The following is a 26,066-nucleotide window of genomic DNA, read 5'->3' on the forward strand; positions in this document are numbered from 1 at the left end:
GGTCGCGGAGCGCGGCCGGCCCAGAATCAACAAAGTCCGGCGCTTGTTGGACGGCGCCGATGAAGACTTGGGAGATGTCGCGCAGTGATACGGTTCGAAAATGTCGGGCTTCGATACGACATGGGGCCGGAAGTGCTGCGCGATCTCTCCTTCGAGATCCGGCGTCAGTCCTTCCAGTTCCTGACCGGGCCGTCGGGCGCCGGCAAGACGAGCCTCCTGCGCATGCTGTTCCTCGCGCTGAAGCCGACGCGCGGACTGATCACCGTCCTCGGCCGCGACGTCGCGACGCTCTCGCGCAGGGACCTGCCGTCGATCCGCCGGCGGATCGGGGTCGTGTTTCAGGATTTCCGACTGCTCGACCACATGACGACTTATGAGAACGTCTCGCTGCCGCTTAGGGTGCGCGGCCGCGACGAGGCCTCCTACCGCCAGGACGTCGTGGACCTGATCAAATGGGTTGGCCTTGGCGAGCGGATGAATGCCCTGCCTGTCGTTTTGTCTGGCGGCGAAAAGCAGCGCGCCGCGATCGCCCGCGCGCTGATCGACCAGCCGGACATCCTGCTCGCGGACGAGCCGACCGGCAATGTCGACGCGCCGCTCGCCCGCCGGCTGCTTCGCCTGTTTCTGGAACTCAACCGAACCGGAACCGCGGTGGTGATCGCCACCCACGATCTCGGCCTGATGGATCAGGTCGACGCCCGGCGCCTGGTGCTCTCCGATGGCCGTCTCGATATCTATGACTGACGTCACCGCCCGCCTGTTGGATCTTCGCGTTGCGGCTCTGCGGTTCGTTAGCCGGCGCCGAGGCGAGCGGCTGACGCCGATCGTCCCGCCGCGGAACGTCGCGGGCCGCGCGATGACCACCGTCATCGCGATCATGACCTTCCTCGCCAGCCTCACCGTCGGCGCGGTCACCCTCGTCTCCGATTCCGCCGGTCGCTGGGAGAACGACATCTCCGGCGAGATCACCGTCCAGGTGAAGCCGACCGAAGGGCTGGACATGGACGCCGCGCTCGAACGGGTGAGGGCGATCGCGCTGCAGTCGGCCGGCGTCACCAATGCGAGCATCCTCGACGACGCGGCGACCGGCCGCCTGCTCGAGCCCTGGCTCGGCAGCGGCGTCGACCTCGACGAACTGCCGGTGCCGCGGCTCGTCGTCATCGGCATCGACACCAACCATCCGCCCAATTTCTCCGCTCTCTCGCAGACCATCGCGGCCGCGGTTCCGGAAGCCGAGCTCGACGATCACCGCGCCTGGGTCTCCCGGCTGGTGGTGATGGCGAGGGCCATGGTGATCGCCGGCGTCTCGATCCTGACGCTGGTGCTGGTCGCCACCATCCTGACCGTGATCTTCGCGACGCGGGGCGCCATGTCGGGCAACCGCCACATCATCGAGGTCCTGCATTTCGTGGGCGCGCGCTCGCAGTTCATCGCCGCGGAGTTCCAGCGCCACTTCTTCCGTCTCGGCCTGTTCGGCGCGATCGTCGGCGGCAGCTTGGCGATGATGCTGTTCTACGGCCTGGGACTGTGGACGGAGAGCAACCGCGCCACGCCGGAAGCCGACCAGTTCACCGCCCTTTTCGGGTCCTTCTCGATCGGCTGGCCGGGCTATGTCGGCGTGATCGCGCTTATAGCAACCGTCGCCGGGCTCACCGCGTTGACGTCGCGGCTGACTGTGACGAAGCAGCTCGAAGCGATTGACATGATTTCTCCCGTTGAAGGGTAATGAAGCGTTAACGCGTCGATCCCAGTCTCTAGATGAGGTGGAAGGCGGCCAGTTTTGCGCCTCTTTCGCTGTGCTAGAATGACCCGTCGGCTGATGGAGCAAGGAGCGGACATGAGACAGACGGAAGCGCATGTCCTGCGATCGTTCGGAAACGGGACGGACGGTTCGGCGCCCGTGCAAGCCGACTTCGCTTGCGCAGATCGGACGATCTTAACCGTCTTCCTTCCGTTTGCTCCCGTCCGCGGCTGGTCTTTTCCAGCTTGTGGCGGAAGGGTGGGGCGGGGAATGGCTCCCGCAGCCGAAACGAGACCTGCGATATGACGTTGAGCGCGACGGCCTTCGACGGGAACGAGTCCCCTTTGCCGGTCACCCGACAGAGGCGCCGGCTCACGGTCAAAGGGCGTCGTACGCTGATCGCGCTTGCGGTGGTGGTTATCGGCGTCGGCGGCTATCTGGCGGGCGGCTTCCTGCGGTTCACCGAAGAGGTGTCGGAGTTCGCCGTGCCGCCGCAGGTCGAGCGCGCCGACGGGATCGTCGTCCTGACGGGCGGCGCGCTGCGCATCGACCACGCCATCGACCTCCTGAAGGACGGCCGCGGTCGCCGCCTCCTGATCAGCGGCGTCAATCCCGGCACCAGCGTCGAAACGCTGGCGCGCATGACCGAGACCGACAAGTCCTGGTTCGAGTGCTGCGTCGACATCGACTATGCCGCGCTGAACACGGTCGGTAATGCCGAGATCGCCAATCGCTGGGCGAAGCGGCGCGGCTTCCACGACCTCATCCTTGTTACCAGCGACTATCACATGCCGCGCTCGCTCTTCGAGTTTGACCGAATGGGAGCGATTCGCTCCGTCACCCCCTATGCGGTGCGCCGCGACGATTTCTGGCAGCTGGAGACGATCCCCAGCCGGGCCGGGCTGAAGATCCTCCTCACCGAATATGCAAAGCTCCTGGCGACCCGGGCCCGTGCCGCGCTCGGCCTCCTGCCGCAGGAAGCGGCGGAGGAAGGCGTCCTGCAGATTGGGCCGATGGCGCGGCGGTAGGAGGCCCGGCCGACGAGGAGGAACGGACGTCGTGACGGGGCTCTCGCTTTCTGGAACCTCGTCCCGTAAACGGCAGGGGGAGCCGCGCCGGCTCGCTAGGCCACAGGCCGCCTGCAATCGGTCCCTTATGTGTCGATGACCCGTCTTCTCCGTTCGCTCGCCTTCAACCTCGCCTTCTATCTCAATCTGACGCTCCAGCTGATCGTCTTCGCCCCGGTCTTCTTCTTCGTCTCGGAGGAACGAGCCTGGCGGATCGTCAAGAACTGGGCGCGCTCGAGTCTCTGGCTGCTGCGGCATCTCGCCGGCGTAAGCTCGGAGGTCGTCGGCCGGCAGAACATTCCCGCGGGTCCGGTCATCGTCGCCTCCAAGCATCAGTCCTATTGGGACGTCTTCGCGCTTCTGCCGGAGCTCGAGAAGCCGACCTTCATCCTGAAGAAGGAGCTGATGCGGGTGCCGATTTTCGGCGCCTTCGCCTCGCGGATGAAGATGATTCCCATCGATCGCGCCAGGCGCGGCGGGGTCATCGCCTCGATGATCGAGGGGGCGCACGCGGCGGTCGCCGAAGGCCGCCAGATCGTGATCTTTCCCGAGGGTACGCGGACCCTGCCGGGAGACGAGGTGGAATACCGCCAGGGCGTCTATCGGCTCTACGAGGCGCTCGGCCTGCCCGTGGTGCCGGTGGCGCTGAACTCGGGCGTATTCTGGCCGCGCCGGTCCTTCCTGCGCCATCCCGGGACGATCCGGGCGGCGATCCTCGACCCGATCGCGCCGGGGCTTGCGCGCCAGGCCTTTCTCGGCAGGCTGCGCGGGGGCATCGAGACGTCTTCGACCGATTTGTTGCGTGAGGCTGTCGAGTATGATCCGACGCTGCCGATCGATGACGCCGTCCGCGACCGCCTGTCGGGCGGCAGGGACGCCCCTGCGGCGTGAGCCGCCCCGCACCTGCAGCGCACCCGCGCCCGCATCGGCCATGCCCGACGCAAGCAGCCCTCACAGCCGCGCGACGACGTCCTCGAGCCAGGAATCCTTGAGGCCCATCTCATGGATATGCTGCAGGGCGCTGACGACATAGTCGACATTCGGTCCCGAGTGGCCGTGCGCGCGCGACACGATCCTGGCGGCATCGGCCGGGCCGATCCGGCCGGCATATTGGGAATGGCCGCGGTCGACGACATAGGTGAGTGCCCGCACGAGACGGCCGTCCTTCAGCCGCACCGGCACTCGCATCTCGCGATAGACATGGGTGACGAGTTCGCGGGCTCTCAGATAGGCGATCGCCTCATCGGCGTTCCCAGCCTCGACGCGGAACGCCATGCCGACGCAGGAGCCGCCGCGGTCGAGCCCGAAGACCAGTCCCGGACGCTCCGGCGTGCCGCGATGGACATGCGAGTGGACGCAGAGCGAGCGGTGGTAGCCTGCGAGACGGGCCTGCGCCCGCTCGACATGGTCGAAGCCCGGGCGCCAGATCAGCGACCCGTATCCGAACACCCAAAGATCGCTCATCACTCTCGGAAAGCCCCGCGGCTCGGTTTCGCCATCATGAAAAGACACCTTGCGAACTCAGCCCCGGCGTCGTCTTGTCCGGGCCGTGATTCGTTCCGGCCGGACGACGCAAAAGAGGAAAATGCCATGGCCCCGTCAAGCGATAGCCGCAGGAGAACCCGCCGCGCCTATCTCGGCGTCGTCGCCACGGTCGTGCTCCTGGCGGCCGGGCTTTCCGGCGCCTGGTACTATCTCGCGGGGCAGCTCGATGCCCGGGTGACCCGCGCCATCGCCGTTGCGCGGGCGAACGGGACGGATATCGAATGTCCCAATCGCGAGGTGTTCGGATTTCCCTTCCGGCTCGGCATCCGCTGCGACGCGGTCTCGCTCGATGGCGACGGCAGCCGCATGCGCGCCACCGCCGGGGCGTTTCGCTCGGCCGCCCAGATCTACCAGCCGAACAAGGTCGTGGCCGAACTCGACGGTCCGCTGATCGTCGATACCGCCGATGCGCCGCCGCTCGATCTGCGCTGGGGGCTCGCCCAGGCGAGCGCGACCTTCTGGACGCAAGGGCTCGACCATTTCGCCTTCGTCGCGAACAGTCCCGTCGTCGCGCTGGCCGAACCGGCGGCGGCGCGCCAGCCGCTGGTCGAGGCGGCTTCGACCGAGACCCATGCCCGGCGCCGCGGAGACGATCTCGATCTCGCCCTGACGGTCCGAGGCGCCAAGATCGTCGCGCCCGGAGCCCCCAGTTTTCCGTCGATCGACACGGCGAGCGACCTGACCATCGGCGGTGCCGCCGACTGGCTGACGGGACGGGCCCGAGGCCAGTCGCCGCGCCAGATGATGAGCGGACGCGAGGTCACGCTGCGCTCGCTCCTCGTCAAGGCGGGATCGGCCAGCGCCGAACTCTCCGGTCAGTTCTCGTTCGGCGCCGATGGTCGGCTCTCCGGCGACTTCAAGCTCATGGTCGACCGGCCGGAGGAGATCGCCGCGCTGATCGGCCAGGCCGCGCCGCAATTTGCCTCCATCGCCAAGACGGTCGCCTCCGCTGTGCCGTTCATCGGCCGTCCGCGTGGCGGCAAGACGGTGATCGACATTGCCGCGCGCGACGGCATGCTGTCGGCGGGCATCGTTCCCATCGGACCGCTGCCGCCGCTTCGATAAGCGCCTTTTCGGCGCATCCCGTTCCCGCGGCCGGCGCGCCAGCCACGGCCGGAGGTACCGGTCCCGAGAGACTGTCCGCGCGGTCCCATCATGCCTGCGGCAGGGCCGGTCATGCTCCGGCAGGGGCATTGCACCGGCCGGCGCCCGGACCGCTCCGCGTTCCGCTCTCGCTCTTCCACTTCTTCCCTCGACGCATCTGTGGTGCGCGCTGTGACATAGATCACAGCATCCGGAATAATCCGGAGCTAGGGATGGTCCCATCGGCGGGGTGTTCGCGCCTCGCGACGATGCCGGGAATGGCCTCCGAAGGGGACCGGGGTCTGAGATGGTCCTGCCGCGAACGCGGCGACGGCATCTGGACACCGGGCCGGGTGACACCGGGCAGGGGGCTGAGGCTGGAGGGCGGGCGATGTTGATCTACTGCATTTGGCGAATCGGGCGGATCCGGCGCGAATTGCGGCTGTGGCGCTTCATGCGTCGGCAAGCCGGCTTCGGCAGGATGGAGGCTCTGACACTGGCGGATCAGCAAGCCGCATGCGCAGGTCAGGCGGACGACCTTCTCGCCGAGGGCATGAATTTCGGGCCGGCGTCCGGGCCGGGCCGCTCGGCGCTTGCGCGCCTCGAGGAGGCGCGCGGCGCATGGTCGGAGCTGGGTAGAACCGGCCGCCATGGCTTCATCGCCGCAATAGCAGCCTGATTTCTCTTGCGGGCGGCCGGCTTCGAGCCCGCCGCTAGGACTTGCCGGCCGGCGCCCGCGTATGGTCGCGGCCGAAATCGGGCTTCGCGGTATCCTGGCCGGCCTCGACGATCCCGCGCCGGATCGCGCGCGTGCGGGTGAAGAGGTCGAACAACGCGTCGCCGTCGCCCCAGCGGATTGCCCTCTGCAGCGAGGCGAGGTCCTCGGAAAAGCGCGCGAGCATTTCCAGAACCGCGTCACGATTGGTCAGGAACACGTCGCGCCACATCGTCGGGTCGGAGGCCGCGATGCGGGTGAAGTCGCGGAAGCCGGACGCCGAGAACTTGACGACTTCCTGCTGCGTTACCGTTTCGAGGTCGGCGGCGGTGCCGACGATGTTGTAGGCGATGAGATGCGGAACGTGGGAGACGATCGCCAGCACCAGATCGTGGTGCTCGGCCGTCATGGTCTCGACGGTCGAGCCGCAGGCCTCCCAGAAGCGCCTGAGGCGCTCCGTCGCCTCCGGGTCGGTGCCCTCGACGGGAGTCAGGATGCACCAGCGGTTCTCGAAGAGTTCGAGGAAGCCGGCGTCCGGACCAGACTGTTCGGTACCGGCGATCGGATGGGCGGGGACGAAATGCACGCTGTCCGGCAGATGCGGGCGCATCTGCTGGATCACCGAGCCCTTCACCGAGCCGACGTCGGAGACGATCGCGCCGGCCATCAGGGCGAGCGCGATCTCCTTGGTGACCGCGCCGCAGGATCCGACGGGCACGCAGAGGATGACGAGATCGGCATCCTTCACCGCCTCGGCAGCCTCGAGATGATAGCTGTCGCCGAGCCCGAGCTCCTCGGCGCGCGCCAGCGTCTCGGACCTTCGCGTGGAGATGGCGATGTGTCCGGCGAGCTTGTGCGCCCGGATGTTGTGCGCGAGCGAGGAGCCGATCAGGCCGATGCCGATCAGCGCGACCCGCTTGAAGAGGGGATCCGTCATGCTGCCCTGCCGCTCAGGAATTCGTCGAGCGCCGCGACGACGCCGCGATTGGCCGCCTCGCTGCCGATCGACATGCGCAGCGCGTTCGGGAAGCCGTAGCCGGCGACGCGCCTCAGGATGAAGCCGCGCTGGGTCAGGAAGGCGTCCGCCTCGGCCGCGCCCTTGCCCGGCTCGTTGGGGAAATGGATGAGGATGAAGTTTCCGACGCTGGGCGTGACGGCGAGGCCGCGCGCTTCCAGCTCCCTGGTCGTCCACTCCAGCCATTCGGCGTTGAAGGAGACCGCCCGCTCGACGAAGGCGCGGTCGCGGATTGCCGCGGCCCCGGCTGCGATCGCCATGGCGTTGAGGTTGAACGGCCCGCGCACCCGGTCGAGCGCGTCGACAATCGCTTCCGGGCCGTACATCCAGCCGATCCTGAGCGCGGCGAGGCCGTAGATCTTGGAGAAGGTCCGCGTCATCACGACATTTTCGGCCGCCGAGACGAGCTCGATGCCGGCGCCATAGTCGTTGCGGCGGACATATTCGGCATAGGCCGCGTCGAGGACCAGAATGACGTTGCCGGGAAGGCCGGCATGCAGCCGCCGCACCTCGTCGAAGGGCAGATAGGTCCCGGTCGGATTGTTGGGGTTGGCGAGGAAGACGAGCTTGGTCTTGTCCGTCACGCGCGATAGAATCGCGTCGACATCGGCCGTCGCGTTCGTCTCGGGCGCGACCACGGGCGTCGCGCCGCGGGCGCGGATCTGGATCGCATAGACGAGGAAGCCGTGCTCGGTGTGGATCGCCTCGTCGCCGGGCGCGAGATAGCACTGGCACAGAAGGCCGAGCAGCTCGTCCGAGCCGTTGCCGCAGAGAATGTTCTTCGGGTTCAGCGCGTGCGTCTCGGCGATCGCCTGCTTCAGCGCGCTCGCCTGGCCGTCGGGATAGAGTTCCAGCCTGGCGGCGGCGCCGAGCGCGGCTTCGCGCGCCGCCGGCGGCGGGCCGAGCGGCGTTTCGTTCGACGAGAGCTTGTGGAGCTCGATGCCTTCCGGTGCCCGGCTCTTGCCCGGCACATAGGCCTCGATGTCAAGCACTCCCTTGTTCGGAACGGGTTTCATCCGCTTTGCTCGCTCGCTTGGTGACCTGGCCCCTTGATCTGGCCCCTTGATACGGCAGAGGTCGAGGGGCTCACACGGTCGGTCGGAAGGGTGCCGCATAGCCCCCAATCGGCCGGATGTCGAGGCCGTCGCCGAGGCTCGTGAGATCGGCCTTCGGATCGGCGCTGGCGACGATCGCGCTGAAACGGTCGGTGCCGTAGCGGGCTTCGGCGAGGATCGTCACGCCGTCGGCCGGGGCCGGCATCGTCTTGAGCCCGTCGACGCAGAAGCAGGTGATTTCCGGCGGGACAGGATCGGAAAGGGGTGGTGCAACGACGAGGGAGGGCGTCGCGGCGGGACGGTCGGCCGCCTCGAAGAAGGGCAGGCGAGCGACGACGTGAGCGCTTCTCAATCCCTGCCACCAGGGATGATCGAGCGTTCCGATCGGCAGGATGCCGAGCCGGTCCCCGCCCTCCTCGATCGCCGTGACGACGTCTGCCGCCGTGTCCTGAAGCATCATCGGCACCGAGAAGCCGAAATAGAAGCGGGCGACCTCCACCATCGCCACGGGATCGGCGCCCGCCGCGACGAGGACGTCGAACGGCGCCTGCAGCGCCGTGAAGGTCGAGATAATCTCCCGCCACAGATGCTCGATCGCCGTCAGCGGCAGGTGGCCGCGGTGGCGGTCCGCCAGCCGGCGCATCATGTCGGCCTCGCGGCCGGGCCGGAAGGCGGCGCCGTTCCTTGCCGTCCCCTTCACCTTGATGAGTTCGTCGATCACCTCCGCCCGCTGCATCAGCAGCCGATGCACGGACTCGTCGATCGCGTCGATCTTGGCGCGCAGTTCCAGGAGCCGCGACGGATCGGCCTTCGTCGGCGCGTTCATGACAGGCGTTCCCCCTCCTTCGTTTCGGCCGGCTTCTAGCGGCTGCCGCCACGCTTGGCAAAGTCCTGTTGAAGGCGAAGCGGGCGTCAAACATTGCCGCGAGGACATCGGGCGCGTATCTGTGCGCCACGGATGCTGCCTGGGCGGCGTTCCCGCAAGCCGCCGCCTCGATGCCCGCCAAACGCGATGTTCCAGAGCCGATGACCGCTGACCCACTCCGCACAGACCTCGCGCATGCTGCCGGAAGCCGGGAGGCCTTCGAGCCGACGAGCCCGGTCGCCCTGTTCGCCGAGAACGAGCCGCTGCATCTCGATGCGGGTATCGACCTCTCGCCGTTCCAGATCGCCTACAACACCTACGGCACGCTCAACGCCGACAAATCCAACGCCATCCTCGTCTGCCATGCCCTCACCGGCGACCACTACGCCGCAAGCCAGTCGCCCGTCACCGGCAAGCCCGGCTGGTGGTCCTCGCTCATCGGCGAGGGCAAACCGATCGATACGGAGAAGTACTTCGTCATCTGCTCGAACGTCATCGGCGGATGCATGGGCTCGACTGGTCCGGCCTCGATCAGCCCGAAGACCGGCGAGCCCTACGGCCTCGACCTGCCGGTGATCACCATCCGCGACATGGTGCGGGCACAGAAGATGCTGGTCGAACGGCTCGGCATCGACACGCTGTTCGCCGTCATCGGCGGCTCGATGGGCGGCATGCAGGTCCTGCAATGGACGGTGAGCTATCCCGACAAAGTCTTCGCCGCCCTGCCGATCGCCACCGGCGCGCGCCACTCCTCGCAGAACATCGCCTTCCACGAGGTCGGCCGCCAGGCGGTGATGGCCGATCCCGACTGGTGCGGCGGCCGCTACATCGCGCTCGGCAAGCGCCCGTCGAAGGGGCTCGCGGTCGCAAGGATGACGGCGCATGTCACCTATCTCTCGGAGGCCGCGCTGCATCGCAAGTTCGGCCGCAATTTGCAGGACCGCGAGACGCTCGGCTTCGGCTTCGACGCCGACTTCCAGATCGAGAGCTATCTGCGCCACCAGGGCATGACCTTCGTCGACCGCTTCGACGCCAATTCCTATCTCTACATGACCCGGGCGATGGATTATTTCGACATCGCAGCCGACTACGACGGCAGTCTCGCCAAGGCCTTCCAGGGATCGAAGACGCGCTTCTGCCTTGTCTCCTTCTCCTCCGACTGGCTGTTCCCGACCGAGGAGAACCGCGCCGTGGTCCATGCGTTGAACGCGGCGGCGGCCTCGGTCTCCTTCGTCGAGATCGAGACCGATCGCGGCCACGACGCCTTCCTGCTCCGCGAGCCGGAGTTCTTCGCCGCGATCGACGGGTTCGTCTCCTCCGCGGCCAGGGCGCGGGGACTTGCGCGATGACGGTCGCGGACGCCCCGGTCCCCACCACCGAGACGGTGGCCGCGAGCGCTTCGGCGCGTGTCGACCTCGACCTCATCGCCGACCTCGTGACGCCCGGCAGCCGGGTGCTCGACATCGGCTGCGGCGACGGCGCGCTGCTCGATCTCCTCGAGCGCCGCCGCCAGGTCGACGGGCGCGGCGTCGAGCTCAGCCAGGTCGGCGTCAACGAATGCGTGGCGCGCGGCCTGTCGGTGATCCAGGGCGACGCCGACCGCGACCTCGTCCACTACCCGGACGATGCCTTCGACTTCGTGATCCTGTCGCAGACCATCCAGGCGACGCGCAATCCGAAGACGGTGCTGTCCGAACTCCTGCGGATCGGGCGCCACGCGATCATCTCCTTCCCGAACTTCGGCCATTGGTCGATCCGCTACTGGCTCGGCCTGCGCGGCCAGATGCCGGTGACGAGCAATCTCACGCACGCCTGGTACGACACGCCGAACATCCATTTCTGCACCATTCGCGACTTCATCGCGCTCGCAGAGGAACTCGGCGCGACGGTCGAGACGGCGATCGCGATCAACGCGACCGGCCAGAAGATGGGCATGAAGATGCCCTGGTGGTTCTGGAACCTGTTCGGCCAGCAGGCGGTGTTCGTGCTGCGGCGATAGGGGCGGGGCCCGTCGACCCTTCTACGCCGCAGTCAGGACCCGCTCGTTCCCGGCGTCGAACTTGGCGAGACCGCTCCTCATCCGGCCCTGCCACCGCTCCACGAACGCAATGGTGTCGTAGGCCGAAAGGTGGGCGTCGAGCGCTGCCTGATCCCGCCATCGCTCGGCCACGAGCATCCGCCCGGTGCTCGGATCGTCGGGCGCGACGGCGTAGAACAGACATCCGTCGCGGGCTCGCGTCGTGCGGGCGAACGTCGCCATGTCGGCGACGAACTGCCCCACATCCGATGGCGCGAGATGGATGTATCCGTTCACGATCAGCATGGCCGCGTCCTTCTCGACATGGCCGGTCATGCGGCGGTGAGGACGATCTTGCCCTGAATGCTGCCGCTCTCCGCGCGCTCATGGGCGCGCGCCGCCTCTGTGAGGGGGTAGGTGCTGTCGATCACCACGCGGACAGTCCCGTCATCGAGCAGGCGGGCGGCTTCGGCCAGTTGTGCGCCGCTGGAGCGGACCTGTGTCGTCGACACGGTGACGCCGAGACGGTCGGCCTCGTCCTGTGCATCGAATCCCAGGGGGAAGACGGGAAAGAGGGCTCCGCCACGCTTCAGCACGGAGAGGAAACGCGCCGTCTTCCTGCCGCCGACCGTATCGAGCACCAGATCCACGTCGCGCACGACCGCCTCTGCCGCCGTACTGGTGTAGTCGATGAATTGGTCGGCCCCGAGGTCGCGCATGAGGGCCTCGTGCTTGCCCGACGCCACCGCGATCACTCGGGCTCCCCGCCATTTGGCCAGCTGGACGGCCAAGTGCCCGACGCCTCCTCCGGCGCCATTGACGAGCACCGTCCGGCCGGCAAGCGGCACGGGCTCGTGCCGGAAGGGCTGGAACGGGTTCGGCTTGCCATGCCCGAGATCGATCAGGAACTGCCAAGCGGTCAGCAGCGACATCGGCGCGGCGCCGGCATGGACGTGGTCGATGCGCTCCGGCTTGCGCGCGAGATCGGCGACCGGCACCGACACATACTCGGCATAGGCCTTGCCGCCGTCCATCACGTCGGCGGGAAAGCGCGCCATCGCATAAACGGCGTCGCCGGCGGCAAATGCGGTCACGCCTTCGCCCACGCTCTCGACGACGCCCGAGATGTCCGAGCCGGGGATCAGCGGGAAGCGGGGGTGCGGTTGCCACTCCGGCGGCAGCGAGCGGAAGCCGTCGCGCAGATACCAGTCGGGCGGGTTGAGGCCGATCGCATGGACCCGCACCAGCACCTCACCGGGGTGAGGCTCCGGCATCGGGGCATCCTCGTAGCGAAGCACCTCCGGCCCGCCGAATGCGTGCAGGCGGACAGCTTTCATCGTGTCGATCATGGCGAGTTCCCTTCGTTCATCAGGCTCGCCGGAAGGTAAGGCTATGACGTCCGATTGATTATTGGGGCGAGCGGCGCTTCACTGATGCCATGAAGGAACAAATGGCATTGGAGCGGCTGACCGGCCTGATCGCCTTTGCGCGGGCCGGCTCGCTGGGCAGTTTCACCGCCGCCGCGCGGTCCCTGTCGATCTCGCCCTCGGCGGTCAGCAAAAGCGTCCAGCGGCTGGAGACGCAACTCGGCGTGCCGCTCTTCACCCGGACGACCCGCTCGCTGACCCTCACTGCGGAGGGGCGCGATCTCCACGAGCGTGCGGTGAGGCTGCTGCGCGACGCGGAGGAGATCGGACAGGTCGCCACGGCAGCGCGTGGAGAACCGTCCGGGCCCCTGCGGATCGCGACGTCGCTGCCGATCGGCGTCCATGTGATCGCGCCGGCGCTGCCGGCCTTTCGCGCGCTCCATCCGAACGTGACGGTCGATCTCAGGCTGAGCGACCGGATCGTCGACATCGTCGAGGAGGGGATCGACGTCGCGGTGCGGATCGGCGAACTCTCCGACTCGCGGCTCCTGTCGCGCCGACTTGCCCCGCACCGGCTCTCCTGCTTCGCGTCGCCGGCCTATCTCGCGAGGCGCGGCACGCCCCAACATCCGGACGACCTTGCCGGGCATGAGACCGTCGTCCTGCGCTATCAGAGCACCGGCCAGAGCTTGCGCTGGCCGTTCCAGATCGCGGGCCGCGTGCGGGAGATCACGCCGTCGTCAGGCGTGACGACCGATGCAAGCGATGCGCTCGTCGCGATCCTCGCAGCCGGTGGCGGCATCGGAATGGTCGCGCCGTTCCTCGCGGCGCCTTACGTCGCCCGGTGCGAGCTGGTCCCGGTGCTTACCGAATTCGCCGTCGAGCGGAACAACATCACCGCCCTCTGGCCCGAGAGCCGCCGCTCAAACCCTGCCGTTCGCGCGTTCCTGACGATGCTGCAGGGGCTCTTCGTGGAGCGGATGAAATCGACGGCGGGTGCATAGGGGCCCCGTCGTCCGCTTCCCTCAATGGCCGAATTCGGTAATCACGGTCGCGCCGACGGCCTGGAAGCGGTCCATCTCCATGAGGGCGGCCGGGGCCTGGTCGAGGCCGATCCGGGCGCCCACGAGGCGTTTCGGGTCGAGTTTTCCCGAGCGGACCATGTCCAGCATGGCGCCGTAGCGATGCGCCTGCATCCCGTGGCTTCCGTAGATCTCCAGCTCGTGGGCGATGACCTTGCCCATCGGAAGCTCCGGCCGGCTATGCTCGCCCAGCATCAGGCCGACCTGGACGTGCCGGCCGCGGCGGCGCAGGTTCAGAATCGAATTGGCGCAGGTCGCCGAATGGCCGAGCGCGTCGAGCGACACATGCGCGCCGCCGTCCGTGGCCTCCATCACCGCCCCGACGACGTCCGGCGCCGTGGTGGCGTTGATCGTGGCAACGGCGCCCAACTCCCTCGCCAGCGCGAGCTTCTCGTTCGAGATGTCGATGGCGACGACGTTCGCGCCGACGGCAGTCGCGATCATGATCGCCGACAGGCCGACGCCGCCGCAGCCATGGACCGCGACCCACTCGCCGGCCGACGCGCGGCCCTGGTCGACGACGGCGCGGAAGGAGGTGGCGAAGCGGCAGCCGAGGCTCGCGGCCGTCGCGAAGTCCATCTCGTCGGGCAGGGCGACGAGGTTGAGGTCCGCGCCTTCGATCGCGACATATTCGGCGAAGGAGCCCCAATGGGTGAAGCCCGGCTGGAACTGGTTGCGGCAGACCTGCTGGTCGCCGGCATGGCATTCGGGACAGGACCCGCAGCCGCCGACGAAGGGCACCGTGACGCGGTCGCCGACCTTCCAGCGGCGGACATGGCCGCCCACCGCGGCGATCACGCCGGCGAGTTCATGGCCGGGCACGTGCGGCAGGACGATGTCCGCGTCGTGGCCCATCCAGCCGTGCCAGTCGCTCCGGCAGACGCCGGTCGCCTCGACCTTGATCACGCATCCCCCGGGCGTCGGCGCGGGATCGTCGACCGAAACGAGCGTCGGCGGCGTCCGGAATTTCTCGATAAGCACGGCCCGCATCAGCTGGCTTCCTCTTTCGGTTCGGCGCGTGGCCGGATGCCGCGGACCGGCGGTCCCGACGAAACGGGATTTCCGATCCGTACGAACAACATCGGATTTCGCCGGACCGGAGCGCCGTTTGCCGCAATCCTCGCGACACCTGCGGGCAATTCAAGGCAGCCCGGCCGGACCGCAGGCCATATGGCCCGCGATCCCGCCGTCCTTTACCCGCTCAGCCCAGCCGCGCCTTATGCCACTTCAACTGCTCTTCCATGAAGCTGGAGATGAAATAGTAGCTGTGGTCGTAGCCCTCGCGCATGTTGAGGGTCAGGGCGATCCCGGCGCCCTGGCAGGCCTTTTCCAGCAGCTCCGGCTTCAGCTGGCCCTCGAGGAAATTGTCGGCCGTGCCCTGGTCGACGAGCAGCGCGTCGACCCTCGCGCCATCCTCGATCAGCGCGACCGCATCGTGGCGGCGCCAGGCCGCCTTGTCGTCGCCGAGATAGCCGGGCAGGGCCTTCTCGCCCCACGGCACCTGGCTCGGCGCGACGATCGGCGAAAAGGCGGAGACCGCCTTGTAGCGGTCCGGGAAGGTCAGGCCGATGGTCAGCGCGCCATGGCCGCCCATGGAATGGCCCATGATCGACTGGCGGCTCATGTCGGCGGGAAATTCTGCCGCAACGAGCGCCGGCAGTTCCTCGGTGACATAGGACCACATGCGGTAGTTCCTGGCGAAGGGCTCCTGCGTCGCATCGACATAGAAGCCGGCTCCCAGGCCGAAGTCGTAGGCACCCTCGGCATCGTCCGGCACGCCTTCGCCGCGCGGCGAGGTGTCGGGTGCCACGAAGATCAGGCCGAGCTCGGCGCAGAGGCGCCGGTATTCACCCTTTTCGGTGACGTTGGCATGGGTGCAGGTGAGGCCGGAGAGATACCAGACGACCGGCAGCTTCGCGCCCGGCTCGTGCGGCGGCACGAAGACCGAGAAGGTCATGTCGGTGCCGGTCTCCTTCGAGGGGTGCTTGTAGACGCCCTGGATGCCGCCATGGGACTTGTTAGTGGAAGCGGTTTCGAGAGACATTTTCGGTCCTCCATCAAATTGGTGCCGGCCGCGCCGCTCCGAGGAAAGGAGAAAGGGCGGGGCTTGCGGATGCGCCTATGCCGGAGTTTCTGGCGGACGGCGCATGTCGAGATGCGGAATGCCGTCTTCGAGATAGATGTCCGAGACCGGCAGGAAGCCGTGCCGGCCGTAGAAGCCGGCGAGATGAGCCTGCGCCGACAGGTCGATCGCGGCGCCCTGAAAGCGCTCGGCGCACAGCCGCAGCGCCTCCGCCATTAGCTCGTGGCCGAGCCCGCCGCCGCGATGCCTCGCGGCCGTGGCGATCCGTCCGATCCTGACCCGGAAGTCCGGGGCCGATGGGGCGAATACGCGCAGGCAGCCGGCGAGTTCGCCGCCAACGAGGCGGCGAAGATGGATCGCGCCCGGATCCTTGCCGTCGATCTCGGCGAAGGCGCAGGCCTGCTCGACGACGAAGACGTCCATGCGCAGGCGAAGGAGGTCGTGGACCTCCCGCCCGGAGAGGTCCTCGAAGGCGCTCCAGCGCCATGCGCCTTCGGCCTTGTCCGTCATGCCGTCAGTAGATCACGACGGAGCGGATCGACTTGCCCTCGTGCATGAGGTCGAAGCCCTTGTTGATCTCCTCGAGGCTGAGGGTGTGCGTGATCATCGGGTCGATCTGGATCTTGCCGTCCATATACCAGTCGACGATCTTCGGCGTATCGGTGCGTCCGCGCGCGCCGCCGAAGGCCGACCCCTTCCAGACGCGGCCGGTGACGAGCTGGAACGGCCGGGTCGAGATCTCCTTGCCGGCTTCCGCCACGCCGATGACCACCGAGACGCCCCAGCCGCGATGGCAGGCTTCCAGCGCCTGGCGCATCACGGTCGTGTTGCCCGTGCAGTCGAAGGTGTAGTCGGCGCCGCCATCGGTCAGCTGGACGAGGTGCTGGACGATGTCGCCGTCGATTTCCTTCGGGTTGACGAAATGCGTCATCCCGAACCGCTCGCCCCATTCCTTCTTGTCGTTGTTGAGATCGACGCCGACGATCTTGTTGGCGCCGACGAGCTTCGCACCCTGGATGACGTTGAGGCCGATGCCGCCGAGGCCGAAGACGACGACGTTGGAGCCGGGCTCGACCTTGGCGGTGTTCACCACGGCGCCGACGCCGGTGGTCACGCCGCAGCCGCAATAGCAGGTGGTCTTGAAGGGCGCGTCGGTGCGGATCTTGGCGACCGCGATCTCCGGCAGGACGGTGAAGTTCGAGAAGGTCGAGCAGCCCATGTAGTGGTAGATCGGCTGGCCCTTGTAGGAGAAGCGCGAGGTCCCGTCCGGCATCACGCCCCGCCCTTGCGTCGCGCGGATCGCGGTGCACAGATTGGTCTTGCCGGACAGGCACGACTTACACTGGCGGCATTCGGGCGTGTAGAGCGGGATGACATGGTCACCGGGCTTCACATAGGTGACGCCCGGGCCGACCTCGCGCACGATGCCGGCGCCCTCATGACCGAGGATCGAGGGAAAGATCCCCTCGGAGTCCAGCCCATCCAGCGTGTAGGCGTCGGTGTGGCAGATGCCCGTCGCCATGATCTCGACCAGGACTTCGCCCTGCTTGGGACCTTCGAGGTCGAGTTCGACGATTTCCAGCGGCTTCTTGGCTTCGAACGCGACGGCGGCGCGTGTCTTCATGATGCGATTCTCCTCGGGTGCCCCGCAGGCTTGCTAGCCAATTCCGGCTGCTCTGCAAATCCCGCATCGGCTCGCGGCGAAGATGCGTCGCCTCGCTCCGCGCTCCGGCGCCCCACCCTCAGAGATTGATCGCCTGCATTCCCGCTTCCGGATAGCGCGTGCCGGCGACGGCCTCGCTCGGGAAGGCCGAGGCGATCTCAGAGAGCTCCTCCCGCGTCAGCCTCAGGTCGAGCGCGCCGCTGTTTTCTTCCAGATAGGTGACGTGCTTGGTGCCGGGGATCGGCACGATGTCATGACCCTGGGCGAGCACCCAGGCGAGCGCGAGCTGCGATGGACGGACGCCTTTTCGCTCGGCGATCGCCTCGACGACGCCGACAAGGTCGAGATTCTTCTGGAAGTTCGCGCCGGAAAAGCGCGGCGAGCCCTTCCGGAAGTCGCCGTCCGGCAGGTCCGCCTCGGACTTGAACCGGCCGGTGAGGAAGCCGCGGCCGAGCGGCGAATAGGGCACGAAGCCGATGCCGAGTTCGCGCACGGTCGGCAGGATCTCCGCCTCCGGATCGCGGCTCCAGAGCGAATATTCGGTCTGCAGCGCGGTGATCGGATGGACCGCATGCGCCCGCCGGATCGTCGCGGGCGCCGCCTCCGACAGGCCGAGATGCTTCACCTTGCCCTCGCGCACGAGATCGGCCATCGCGCCGACCGTGTCCTCGATCGGCGTCTCCGGATCGACCCGGTGCTGGTAGTAGAGGTCGATGACATCGACCTTCAGCCGCTTCAGGCTCGCCTCGCACGCCTTCTTCACATAGTCCGGCTTGCCGCTGATGCCGAGGCGTTCGCCGTTCGGCCCCCGGACATTGCCGAACTTGGTGGCGATGACGACGCGGTTCCGCTTGCCGGCGAGCGCCTCTCCGAGAAGCGTCTCGTTGTGGCCGACGCCGTACATGTCGGCGGTGTCGAAGAAGGTGACACCGAGTTCGATCGCCCGGTGGATCACGGCGATCGATTCCGTCTCGTCGCCGGCACCGTAGAACTCGGACATGCCCATGCAGCCGAGGCCGATCGCGGAGACCGTCAGGTCACGGCCGAGTGTGCGCTGTTCCATCGCTCTTTCGCCTTTCCATCTGGAATGTCAGTGAGCTAACGCGGCCCGAGCCTTCGGCGAGAGGCGATTGCTTGGCCGGAACGCGACAGGCCTCCATCGGTGGCGCCGGCTCCGTCACACGTGCTGGCCGCCATTGATGTGCAGTTCCGACCCGTTCACATAGGACGCCTGGTTGGAGCAGAGGAAGAAGATCACGTCGGCGACTTCCGCCGTCTGTCCGAGCCGGCGCAGCGGGATGTCCTCGATCATGTCCTCGGTACCGGGCGACAGGATCGCCGTCTCGATTTCGCCGGGCGCGATGGCATTCACCCTGATGCCCGCCGGGCCGAAATCATGGGCCATCTCGCGGGTCAGCGAGTTGAGGGCCGCCTTGGATGTCGCATAGGCGGTTCCGGCGAAGGGATGCACGCGCCCGCCGGCGATCGAGGTGACGTTGACGATCGAGCCCTTCGCCTTCGACAGCTCCTTGAACAGGCCGCGGGCGAGGATGATCGGCGCGAAGAAGTTCACCTGGAAGACGTCACGCCACACGTGCATGGGCGTGCGGATCGAATCGAGCCGCGCTCCGGCCTCGCCCTTCGGCGAGATGCCGGCATTGTTGACGAGCGCGTGAAGCTCGGACCCGTTCGCCTCCAGCCGGCGGCGGATCTCGGAGACGGCGTAGCCGACGTCTTCCTGATCGGAGAGGTCGACGCGGATGTGGTCCTCCGGACCTGCCGGCCATGGGCAATTGTCCGAGAAATCCTGCCGCGAACAGGTGATGACGCGCCAGCCCTCGCGGGAAAACCGCTTGACCGTCGCATGGCCGATCCCCCGCGAGGCGCCGGTCAGCACCAGGGTCTTGCGTTCGTCGCGAATCGTGTCCGACATCGTCTTCGTCTTTCTTCCATCACACGGCATTGAGAGAACTGGCCGGAACGATCACGTTGCGGTCACCGGCGTTCCGTGCGGAGCCGCATCCTGTTGCTTTTAGCACGATCGCTGCCCCAACACTTACCTCCTTGTCAGATGGGGACGAAGAAAAGTGGGTTCCAAAACTCTACAATTTGCGCAAGCGGCGTTTCGTGCCGCGGCCCTGAGCTTGATGATCTGCGCTGCGGCACCTCTCGCAAGCGCTTCGGCTGCCGAGCCCGATCCCGGCGACTGGCCCGCCGTCCTCGCCGCGGCCAGGGGCGAGACGGTCTATTTCGACGCATGGGGCGGGTCGCAGAATATCAACGACTACATCCAGTGGGTTGCGGGTGAAGTGAAAGACCGGTTCGACGTCACGCTGGAGCACGTCAAGCTGGAGGACACCGCCACCGCCGTCGCCAAGGTGGTGGCAGAGAAGGCTGCCGGCAAGGACAGCGCAGGCTCGGTCGACCTGATCTGGATCAATGGCGAAAACTTCGTCTCCATGCAGAGCGAGGGCCTGCTCGCGCCGGGCTTTGCGACCGATCTGCCGAACTGGCGCTATGTCGACACGTCGAACCCGGGCGTCACCACCGACTTCACCGCGCCCACCAAGGGCCAGGAGAGCCCGTGGGGCAGCGCGAAGCTGGTTTTCTTCGCCGACACCGCCCGGTCCGGTGCGGTTTCGGACATGCCGAAATCGGCGGCAGAACTCCTAGAATGGGCGAAAGCGCATCCCGGCCGCTTCTCCTATCCGGCTCCGCCGGACTTCATGGGCTCGAGCTTCCTGAAGCAGGTGCTGATCGAGACCACCGCCGACCCGTCCGTCCTCCAGAAGCCGGCGACGGACGAGAATTTCGACGCGGTCACCGAGCCGCTCTGGGCCTGGCTCGACGCGGTCCGCCCGGTCCTCTGGCGGCAGGGGCGGGACTATCCACAGAACTATCCGGCGATGAAGCAGCTTCTCGCCGATGGCGAATTGGAGATCATCTTCGCCTTCAATCCGGCCGAGGCCTCCTCGGCGGTCGCGGCGGGGGAACTGCCGGACACGGTTCGCTCCTTCGTCTTTCCCGGCGGCACGCTCGGCAACACGCATTTCGTCGCGATTCCCTACAATTCCTCGGCCAAGGCCGGCGCGATGGTCGTCGCCAACTTCCTCCTTTCGCCGGAAGCGCAGCTGCGAAAGGAGGATCCGCGCCATTGGGGCGACCCTACGGTGCTGGCCATGGACAAGCTGCCGGAAGCCGACCGCGACGCCTTCGCCGAACTCGATCGCGGCGCAGCGACCCTGCCGCCGTCCGAGCTCGGCCCCGTCCTGCCGGAGCCCGACGCCTCCTGGATGACCCGCATCGAGACAGAGTGGAAGACGCGCTACGGGAGCTGAGCCGAGATGGCGCAGCGGCGGTGTTGGAGACGTTGACAACGCTGCGGGATCGGCGGTCCGCTCCTTGTGCGGATTGCCAGGCGAGGAGCGGGCATGGCTGATGAGAAGACCCTTGTGACGATCTCGGTCTCGACCGAAGACGATGTCACGCGACGCATGAAAGCCGCCTTCGCCGGGGTGCCGCAGGGCAACCACATCAGGTTTGCGACGCCGGAGCTCCTCTGGCGGACGCTGACGGCCAAGTGCTGGGAGATCCTCAAGGCGATGACGGGGCAGGGACCCCTATCGATCCGCGAGGTCGCGCGGCGGGTGGGGCGGGACGTCAAGGCCGTGCATGGCGACGTCACAGCACTTGTGACGGCCGGCGTGATCGATCGCAGCGAGGCCGGCGTCGAATTCCCCTATGACGCCATCCACGTCGACTTCACCGTCGAGGCGGCGTAATCGCCAGCCTTGCCGATCCGGTGGCGCTTCAGCGCGAGGGCCGTGATGCTCACGACCGCCAGCGGCGGCGAGGTAGCCTCGACTCGGCTGCAATCCCGCTCCTCCTTGCCCTGCCGGTCGCGGCCGGGCTCATGGGCGCGGCGCTTCCGGCGTTCGGCTACATGCCGGCCCTCGGCGGCGATCGCATTTCGCTCGAACACTGGCGGGCGCTCCTCGCGGAACCGGGGCTGCCGGCGTCCGTGGCACTCTCCTTCGCAAGCGGTCTTATCACGACGCTCGCCGCGCTCTGCGGCGTCGCGCTGTTCCTTGCCGTGTCCTTCGGAACGCGGAGCTTTCGCCTCGCGCGCCGCATCCTTGCGCCGCTCCTGGCCGTCCCGCATGCGGCGAGCGCCTTCGGCCTCGCCTTCCTGATCGCGCCGACCGGCCTTCTCTTCCGCCTCGCCGCACCCCTGTTCGGCTTCGACCGGCCGCCGGACCTCCTGATCGTCGGCGATCCGCTCGGCCTTGCGATGATGACCGGGCTGATCGTCAAGGAGATGCCGTTCCTCCTCCTCGTCGCTCTGGCCGCCCTGCCGCAGACGGTCCCGGAGCGGCGGCTGCGGCTGGCGCGTTCGCTCGGCTACGGCCGCATGGCCGGTTTCCTCTTCGCCGTCTGGCCGGACGTCTACCGCCAGATCCGCCTGCCGGTGATCGCCGTCGCGGCATTTTCCTCCTCGGTCGTCGACGTCGCGCTGATCCTCGGGCCCTCGACACCGGCGCCGCTCGCCGTGCGGCTCGTCGCCTGGATGAACGATCCCGACCTGTCGCTGCGCTTCGAGGCCTCGGCCGGGGCGCTCCTGCAATGTCTGACCACGCTTGCGGTGATCCTCGTCTGGCTCGGGCTTGAGCGATGTGCCGAAGTCGCGCGCCGCCGTGCGGCCTCCGGCGGCCGGCGCTTTCGGGACGACCGCGCGGTTCGGCCTGTGGCCGTCCTGCCGGTGGCGCTGGCGGGCTTTGCCGTCCTTGGCGGCCTTGGCATGCTTGCGCTGTGGTCGGTGGCCGGGTTCTGGGGCTTTCCCGATGTCGTACCGCCGAGCCTCGGCCTCTCGACCTGGAGCCGCGTGCTGCCGAATGCCACTGGACCGCTGTGGACGACATTTACTGTCGCGCTCGCGGCGGCCCTCGCCGCGCTCCTCCTCGTCGTCACGATGCTGGAAGGCCAAAGAGGCGGGGTGGGACCGCGGGCAGGGAGGCGGGTGCGCGTCTCACCTTCGGCCGCCGGCCTTCTCTACCTGCCGCTGATCGTGCCGCAGGTTGCCTTCGTGTTCGGCCTCCAGGTGCTGATCCTCGCCGCCGGGCTGACGCCCTCCCTATCGCTCCTGGTGGCGACGCATCTCGTCTTCGTCGCGCCCTATGTGGCGCTGGCGCTCGCAGATCCCTGGTTCGCCCTCGATCCGCGCTACGAGCAGGTGGCGGTCAGCCTCGGCCGCTCGCGCCTTTCGGCGTTCTGGCGGGTGCGGCTTCCCCTGTTGATCGCCCCCGTCCTCACCGCCGCCGCGATCGGCTTTGCCGTCTCCGTCGGCCAGTACCTGCCGACGGTCCTTATCGGCGCCGGCCGCCTGCCGACGATCACCACCGAGGCGGTGGCGCTCGCCTCGGGCGGCAATCGCCGGGTGATCGGCGCCTATGCGCTTCTCCAGACATTGCTGCCCTTCGTCGCTTTCGCTCTGGCGGGCCTCGTGCCGCGCTTGCTCTGGCGAAACCGACGCGGCATCAGGGCCGAATGAACGCCAAGACGGGACTGGAACTGGAGGAGGTGGAGATCCGGCTGAATGGCCGGATCCTGCTGGTGCTCGACCGGCGGGTGGCCCCTGGCGAGACGCTGAGCGTCATGGGACCCTCCGGCTCCGGCAAGTCCACGCTCTTCGCCTTCATCGCCGGTTTTCTCGATCCGGCCTTTGCCGCGAGGGGGAGGGTCCGGCTGAACGGGCGCGACATCACCGGCCTTGCTCCCGAGCGACGGAATATCGGCCTCCTGTTCCAGGACGCGCTGCTCTTTCCGCACATGTCGGTCGGCGGCAATCTGCTCTTTGCCCTGGGGCGGCATGTGCGCGGCCGCCGGAATCGGCGCGAGGCCTGCGAGGCGATGCTCGCCGAGGTCGGCCTGTCCGGCCATTTCGACCGCGATCCGGCGACGCTGTCCGGCGGCCAGGCGGCCCGCGTGGCGCTCGCCCGCACGCTTCTCGCCGAGCCGCAGGCCCTGCTTCTCGACGAGCCGTTCTCCGGCCTCGACGCGGCGCTGCGCTCGGTCATCCGCGATCTCGTCTTCGCGCGAATTGCCGAGCGGGCGATCCCGGCCGTGCTCGTCACCCATGATCCGGCCGATGCGGAGGCGGCGCGGGGGCCGGTCGTGACGATCGAAGGGACAGAGGCGGCCGACGGTGATGCCAGAGGAGAGGGGGCATGAGCGATTTGAAGCTTCCGGATCTGCCCGTCACCGAGGTTCTCGCCGAGCTTGCCGCGGCACTGGACGAAAAAGGCCGCGCCGTTCTCGTCGCGCCGCCGGGCGCCGGCAAGACCACGCTGGTCCCGCTGCGTCTTCTCGCCGCGCCGTTCATGGCGAAGGGCAAGATCGTGCTGATCGAGCCGCGGCGCCTTGCCGCCCGCGCCGCCGCACGCCGCATGGCCGAGATCCTCGGCGAGGAGGTGGGGGCGACCGTCGGCTGGCGCATGCGCCTCGACACCAAGGTCTCGGCGAAGACCCGGATCGAGGTCGTGACCGAGGGCGTCTTCACCCGGATGGTGCTGTCCGACCCGGAGCTCTCCGGTATCTCGGCGGTGCTCTTCGACGAATTCCACGAGCGCTCGCTGGACGGCGATTTCGGCCTGGCGCTGGCGCTCGATGTCGCCTCGGCGCTGCGCGAGGACCTGCGGCTGCTCGTCATGTCGGCGACGCTGGACGGCGCGAGGGTCGCGAGACTCCTCGGCGATGCGCCTGTGATCGAGAGCCAGGGGCGCGCGTTTCCGGTCGCCATCCGCTACCGCGAGCGCCCGGGAACCGAGCGGGTCGAGGATGCGGTCTCTGCGGCGGTGCGGGAGGCTCTGGTGGAGGATACTGGCAGCCTCCTCGTCTTCCTGCCGGGCCAGCGCGAAATCGAGCGGGTCGCCGAGCGTCTGGTGCCGGTGGTCCCGGCGAACGTGACGGTCGCACCGCTCTACGGCGCCATGGACGGCAAGGCGCAGGATCTCGCCGTCAGGCCCCCGCCGGCCGGCACGCGCAAGATCGTGCTGGCGACGTCGATCGCCGAGACGTCGCTCACGATTGACGGCGTTTCGGTCGTCGTCGACAGCGGGCTGAAGCGCCAGCCGGTCTTCGAGCCGTCGACCGGCCTGTCGCGGCTGGAGACGGTGCGCGTGTCGCGCGCATCGGCCGATCAACGGGCTGGCCGAGCCGGCCGCACGGCCCCGGGCACGGCGATCCGCCTCTGGCGTGCCGAGCAGACGGCGGCGCTCGAACCTTTCGACCAGCCGGAGATCCTGGCGACCGACCTTTCGGGCCTGGTGCTGGACTGCGCCGCCTGGGGCGTCGGCGAACCTGCCGACCTCGCCTTCCTCGATCCGCCGCCGAGTGCTGCCGTCGCCGAGGCGCGCGCCCTGCTCGTGGAGATGGAAGCGCTCGACGCGGATGGGCGGCTGACGGCGACCGGATCCGCCATGCGGGCGCTGCCCCTGCCGCCGCGCCTGGCTCGCATGGTCGTCGGGGCCGCGCCCGAGGATCGGCGGAGCGCGGCGATGCTGGCGGTGCTCTTGACCGAACGCGGTCTCGGCGGCCTGGACGGCGACCTCGCCGAGCGGCTGCGCCGGTTCCGCGGCGAGAAAAGCCCGCGCGCCGAGGTGGCGAGGGGGCTTGTCCGGCGAATCGCCGAGACGGCGACGAACGCCGCCCGGGAGGCCGGCATCGCAGCGGCCGAGACTGCGGGCGATCCCGGTGCCATGCTGGCGCTCGCCTATCCCGATCGGGTCGCGGTGGCGCGCGGCGCGCGCGGCAGCTTCGTTCTCGCCAACGGCCGGGGCGGCGTCCTCGACGAGACCGCATCGCTCGCGCGGGAAAAGGCGATCGTGGTGGCGGAACTCCAGGGGCAGGCGCGCGCCGGGCGCATCCTGTCGGCAGCCGCGCTGTCGGCGGAGGCGTTGGAGCGCATTCTGGACGCCCGCGGCGTGAGCGAGGACATCCTCGCCTTCGATCGTGCGAGCCGCGCGGTCCGGGCCCGAAGACTGACCCGGCTCGGCCGCGCCGTCCTTTCCGAAACGCCGCTGCCCACCCCCTCCGGTCCGGGGGCCGAGCGCGCGCTGATCGAGGGCATCCGCGACCTCGGGCTGCGGGCGCTTCCCCTCGGCAAGGAGGGCGAGCGGCTCCTGCGCAGGCTGCGCTTTCTTGCCAAGGCCTATGGGCCGCCCTGGCCGGACCTGTCGGACGAAGCGCTGCTCGCCGGGCTGGAGGACTGGCTGATGCCCTATATCCCAGGCGTCACCAGCCTGTCCTCCATCGAGCCCGGGCAGATGGCACAAGCGCTGCAGGGACTCGTTCCGGGCGGGCTGAGCGGCCGGATCGAACAGCTTGCACCCTCGCATTTCGACGCGCCGTCCGGCTCGCGCGTGCCGATCCGCTACGAGGAGGACCAGCCGGTACTCTCGATCCGGGTGCAGGAACTGTTCGGCCTTACCGAACACCCGGCGATCGCGGAGGGCCGGCTCAAGCTGACGGTGGAGCTCCTGTCCCCGGCCCACCGGCCGATCCAAATCACACGCGACCTCCCGGGCTTCTGGGCCGGCTCCTGGTCGGATGTGAGGGCGGATCTCAGAGGTCGCTATCCCAAGCATGTCTGGCCGGAGGACCCGGCAAGTGCGGCCGCGACGGCGCGGGCGAAGCCGCGAAAATAGCGCTCGGGCGGGATCGGGGATCACGATTTGCCGACCGCCATGTCCGCAGCCGGTCCGATCTTCGGA

Annotated in this window: 26 protein-coding genes; 14 read left to right on the top strand and 12 right to left on the bottom strand. The window is 68.1% G+C overall.

What is annotated here, in order from left to right; all coding sequences use genetic code 11:
- The first annotated feature begins 84 nt into the window (after nucleotides 1-84).
- The 4 genes from ftsE to LH400_RS07335 all read left to right on the top strand — a co-directional run bounded on the left by ftsE (nucleotide 85) and on the right by LH400_RS07335 (nucleotide 3,699).
- Nucleotides 85-744, top strand: coding sequence for a cell division ATP-binding protein FtsE (ftsE, locus tag LH400_RS07320; protein WP_229152018.1), 660 nt, complete (start codon nucleotides 85-87; stop codon nucleotides 742-744).
- The gene (locus tag LH400_RS07325; RefSeq protein ID WP_229152019.1) at nucleotides 737-1,726 is read left to right on the top strand and encodes a cell division protein FtsX; all 990 of its coding nucleotides are present in this window, start codon (nucleotides 737-739) and stop codon (nucleotides 1,724-1,726) included. Before ftsE ends, LH400_RS07325 begins: the two co-directional genes overlap by 8 nt.
- Before the next feature lie 317 nt (nucleotides 1,727-2,043).
- A complete protein-coding gene (locus tag LH400_RS07330; protein WP_229152020.1) occupies nucleotides 2,044-2,769 on the top strand; it encodes a YdcF family protein in 726 nt (241 codons plus the stop codon).
- 135 nt (nucleotides 2,770-2,904) lie between these two features.
- Nucleotides 2,905-3,699 (top strand): lysophospholipid acyltransferase family protein, encoded by a 795-nt coding sequence (locus LH400_RS07335; protein WP_229152021.1) that lies wholly within the window; start codon nucleotides 2,905-2,907, stop codon nucleotides 3,697-3,699.
- Between the two features lie 60 nt (nucleotides 3,700-3,759).
- On the opposite strand, the gene LH400_RS07340 is transcribed toward LH400_RS07335, so the two are convergent.
- Complete coding sequence (locus tag LH400_RS07340) at nucleotides 3,760-4,272, bottom strand: gamma-glutamylcyclotransferase (protein WP_229152022.1); 513 nt, start codon at nucleotides 4,270-4,272, stop codon at nucleotides 3,760-3,762.
- Between the two features lie 126 nt (nucleotides 4,273-4,398).
- Here LH400_RS07340 and LH400_RS07345 point away from each other — a divergent pair, with 126 nt between their 5' ends.
- Together LH400_RS07345 and LH400_RS07350 are read left to right on the top strand one after the other, a co-directional pair.
- Nucleotides 4,399-5,418 (top strand): DUF2125 domain-containing protein, encoded by a 1,020-nt coding sequence (locus LH400_RS07345; protein WP_229152023.1) that lies wholly within the window; start codon nucleotides 4,399-4,401, stop codon nucleotides 5,416-5,418.
- Nucleotides 5,419-5,743: 325 nt separating this feature from the next.
- Entirely contained in the window at nucleotides 5,744-6,115 is a 372-nt protein-coding gene (locus LH400_RS07350; protein ID WP_229152024.1) for a hypothetical protein, read from the top strand.
- A gap of 34 nt (nucleotides 6,116-6,149) precedes the next feature.
- Here the strand turns inward: LH400_RS07350 and LH400_RS07355 are convergent, their stop codons facing one another.
- The 3 genes from LH400_RS07355 to pheA form a co-directional block, all read right to left on the bottom strand.
- A complete protein-coding gene (locus tag LH400_RS07355; RefSeq protein ID WP_229152025.1) occupies nucleotides 6,150-7,088 on the bottom strand; it encodes a prephenate/arogenate dehydrogenase family protein in 939 nt (312 codons plus the stop codon).
- Entirely contained in the window at nucleotides 7,085-8,182 is a 1,098-nt protein-coding gene (gene hisC / locus LH400_RS07360) for a histidinol-phosphate transaminase (protein WP_229152026.1), read from the bottom strand. Before hisC ends, LH400_RS07355 begins: the two co-directional genes overlap by 4 nt.
- A gap of 70 nt (nucleotides 8,183-8,252) precedes the next feature.
- A complete protein-coding gene (pheA, locus tag LH400_RS07365) occupies nucleotides 8,253-9,047 on the bottom strand; it encodes a chorismate mutase (protein WP_229152027.1) in 795 nt (264 codons plus the stop codon).
- A 200-nt stretch (nucleotides 9,048-9,247) separates the two neighbouring features.
- On the opposite strand from pheA, the gene metX reads away from it, so the two are divergent.
- Nucleotides 9,248-10,435, top strand: coding sequence for a homoserine O-acetyltransferase MetX (gene metX, locus LH400_RS07370; protein ID WP_229152028.1), 1,188 nt, complete (start codon nucleotides 9,248-9,250; stop codon nucleotides 10,433-10,435).
- Complete coding sequence (gene metW / locus LH400_RS07375) at nucleotides 10,432-11,085, top strand: methionine biosynthesis protein MetW (protein WP_229152029.1); 654 nt, start codon at nucleotides 10,432-10,434, stop codon at nucleotides 11,083-11,085. Before metX ends, metW begins: the two co-directional genes overlap by 4 nt.
- Nucleotides 11,086-11,106: 21 nt before the next feature.
- Here the strand turns inward: metW and LH400_RS07380 are convergent, their stop codons facing one another.
- Nucleotides 11,107-11,409 carry a putative quinol monooxygenase gene (locus LH400_RS07380; protein WP_229152030.1) on the bottom strand — a complete coding sequence of 101 codons (303 nt, stop codon included), beginning with the start codon at nucleotides 11,407-11,409 and terminating at the stop codon, nucleotides 11,107-11,109.
- A gap of 26 nt (nucleotides 11,410-11,435) precedes the next feature.
- The gene (locus tag LH400_RS07385) at nucleotides 11,436-12,452 is read right to left on the bottom strand and encodes an NADP-dependent oxidoreductase (RefSeq protein ID WP_229152031.1); all 1,017 of its coding nucleotides are present in this window, start codon (nucleotides 12,450-12,452) and stop codon (nucleotides 11,436-11,438) included.
- A 101-nt stretch (nucleotides 12,453-12,553) separates the two neighbouring features.
- Here LH400_RS07385 and LH400_RS07390 point away from each other — a divergent pair, with 101 nt between their 5' ends.
- Nucleotides 12,554-13,474, top strand: a complete 921-nt coding sequence (locus tag LH400_RS07390; protein WP_229152032.1) for a LysR family transcriptional regulator — start codon at nucleotides 12,554-12,556, stop codon at nucleotides 13,472-13,474.
- 21 nt (nucleotides 13,475-13,495) lie between these two features.
- Here LH400_RS07390 and LH400_RS07395 read toward each other — a convergent pair whose 3' ends face one another.
- From LH400_RS07395 to LH400_RS07420, 6 genes are all read right to left on the bottom strand, one after another.
- Entirely contained in the window at nucleotides 13,496-14,542 is a 1,047-nt protein-coding gene (locus LH400_RS07395) for a zinc-dependent alcohol dehydrogenase family protein (RefSeq protein WP_229152033.1), read from the bottom strand.
- A 211-nt stretch (nucleotides 14,543-14,753) separates the two neighbouring features.
- Nucleotides 14,754-15,596, bottom strand: coding sequence for an S-formylglutathione hydrolase (gene fghA / locus LH400_RS07400; RefSeq protein ID WP_229152034.1), 843 nt, complete (start codon nucleotides 15,594-15,596; stop codon nucleotides 14,754-14,756).
- Nucleotides 15,597-15,671: 75 nt separating this feature from the next.
- Nucleotides 15,672-16,145 (bottom strand): GNAT family N-acetyltransferase, encoded by a 474-nt coding sequence (locus tag LH400_RS07405; RefSeq protein WP_229152035.1) that lies wholly within the window; start codon nucleotides 16,143-16,145, stop codon nucleotides 15,672-15,674.
- Between the two features lie 4 nt (nucleotides 16,146-16,149).
- Nucleotides 16,150-17,259, bottom strand: coding sequence for an S-(hydroxymethyl)glutathione dehydrogenase/class III alcohol dehydrogenase (locus tag LH400_RS07410; protein ID WP_229152036.1), 1,110 nt, complete (start codon nucleotides 17,257-17,259; stop codon nucleotides 16,150-16,152).
- 118 nt (nucleotides 17,260-17,377) lie between these two features.
- Nucleotides 17,378-18,361, bottom strand: a complete 984-nt coding sequence (locus LH400_RS07415) for an aldo/keto reductase (protein ID WP_229152037.1) — start codon at nucleotides 18,359-18,361, stop codon at nucleotides 17,378-17,380.
- A gap of 114 nt (nucleotides 18,362-18,475) precedes the next feature.
- A complete protein-coding gene (locus LH400_RS07420; RefSeq protein WP_229152038.1) occupies nucleotides 18,476-19,231 on the bottom strand; it encodes an SDR family NAD(P)-dependent oxidoreductase in 756 nt (251 codons plus the stop codon).
- Between the two features lie 214 nt (nucleotides 19,232-19,445).
- Between LH400_RS07420 and LH400_RS07425 the strand changes: the two genes are divergently transcribed.
- The 5 genes from LH400_RS07425 to hrpB all read left to right on the top strand — a co-directional run bounded on the left by LH400_RS07425 (nucleotide 19,446) and on the right by hrpB (nucleotide 26,000).
- Nucleotides 19,446-20,636: an ABC transporter substrate-binding protein gene (locus tag LH400_RS07425; protein ID WP_229152065.1), complete on the top strand. Its 1,191-nt coding sequence runs from the start codon at nucleotides 19,446-19,448 to the stop codon at nucleotides 20,634-20,636.
- Between the two features lie 93 nt (nucleotides 20,637-20,729).
- Complete coding sequence (locus LH400_RS07430) at nucleotides 20,730-21,080, top strand: HVO_A0114 family putative DNA-binding protein (RefSeq protein WP_229152039.1); 351 nt, start codon at nucleotides 20,730-20,732, stop codon at nucleotides 21,078-21,080.
- A 20-nt stretch (nucleotides 21,081-21,100) separates the two neighbouring features.
- Complete coding sequence (locus LH400_RS07435) at nucleotides 21,101-22,846, top strand: ABC transporter permease (protein WP_370638349.1); 1,746 nt, start codon at nucleotides 21,101-21,103, stop codon at nucleotides 22,844-22,846.
- Nucleotides 22,843-23,526 (top strand): ATP-binding cassette domain-containing protein, encoded by a 684-nt coding sequence (locus LH400_RS07440; protein ID WP_229152040.1) that lies wholly within the window; start codon nucleotides 22,843-22,845, stop codon nucleotides 23,524-23,526. The genes LH400_RS07435 and LH400_RS07440 overlap by 4 nt, the downstream gene beginning before the upstream one ends.
- Entirely contained in the window at nucleotides 23,523-26,000 is a 2,478-nt protein-coding gene (hrpB, locus tag LH400_RS07445; RefSeq protein ID WP_229152041.1) for an ATP-dependent helicase HrpB, read from the top strand. The genes LH400_RS07440 and hrpB overlap by 4 nt, the downstream gene beginning before the upstream one ends.
- Nucleotides 26,001-26,066: the final 66 nt, after the last annotated feature.

Origin of the sequence: Jiella soli (assembly GCF_020615385.1) — a bacterium.
Lineage (GTDB): Bacteria > Pseudomonadota > Alphaproteobacteria > Rhizobiales > Rhizobiaceae > VKMB-3413.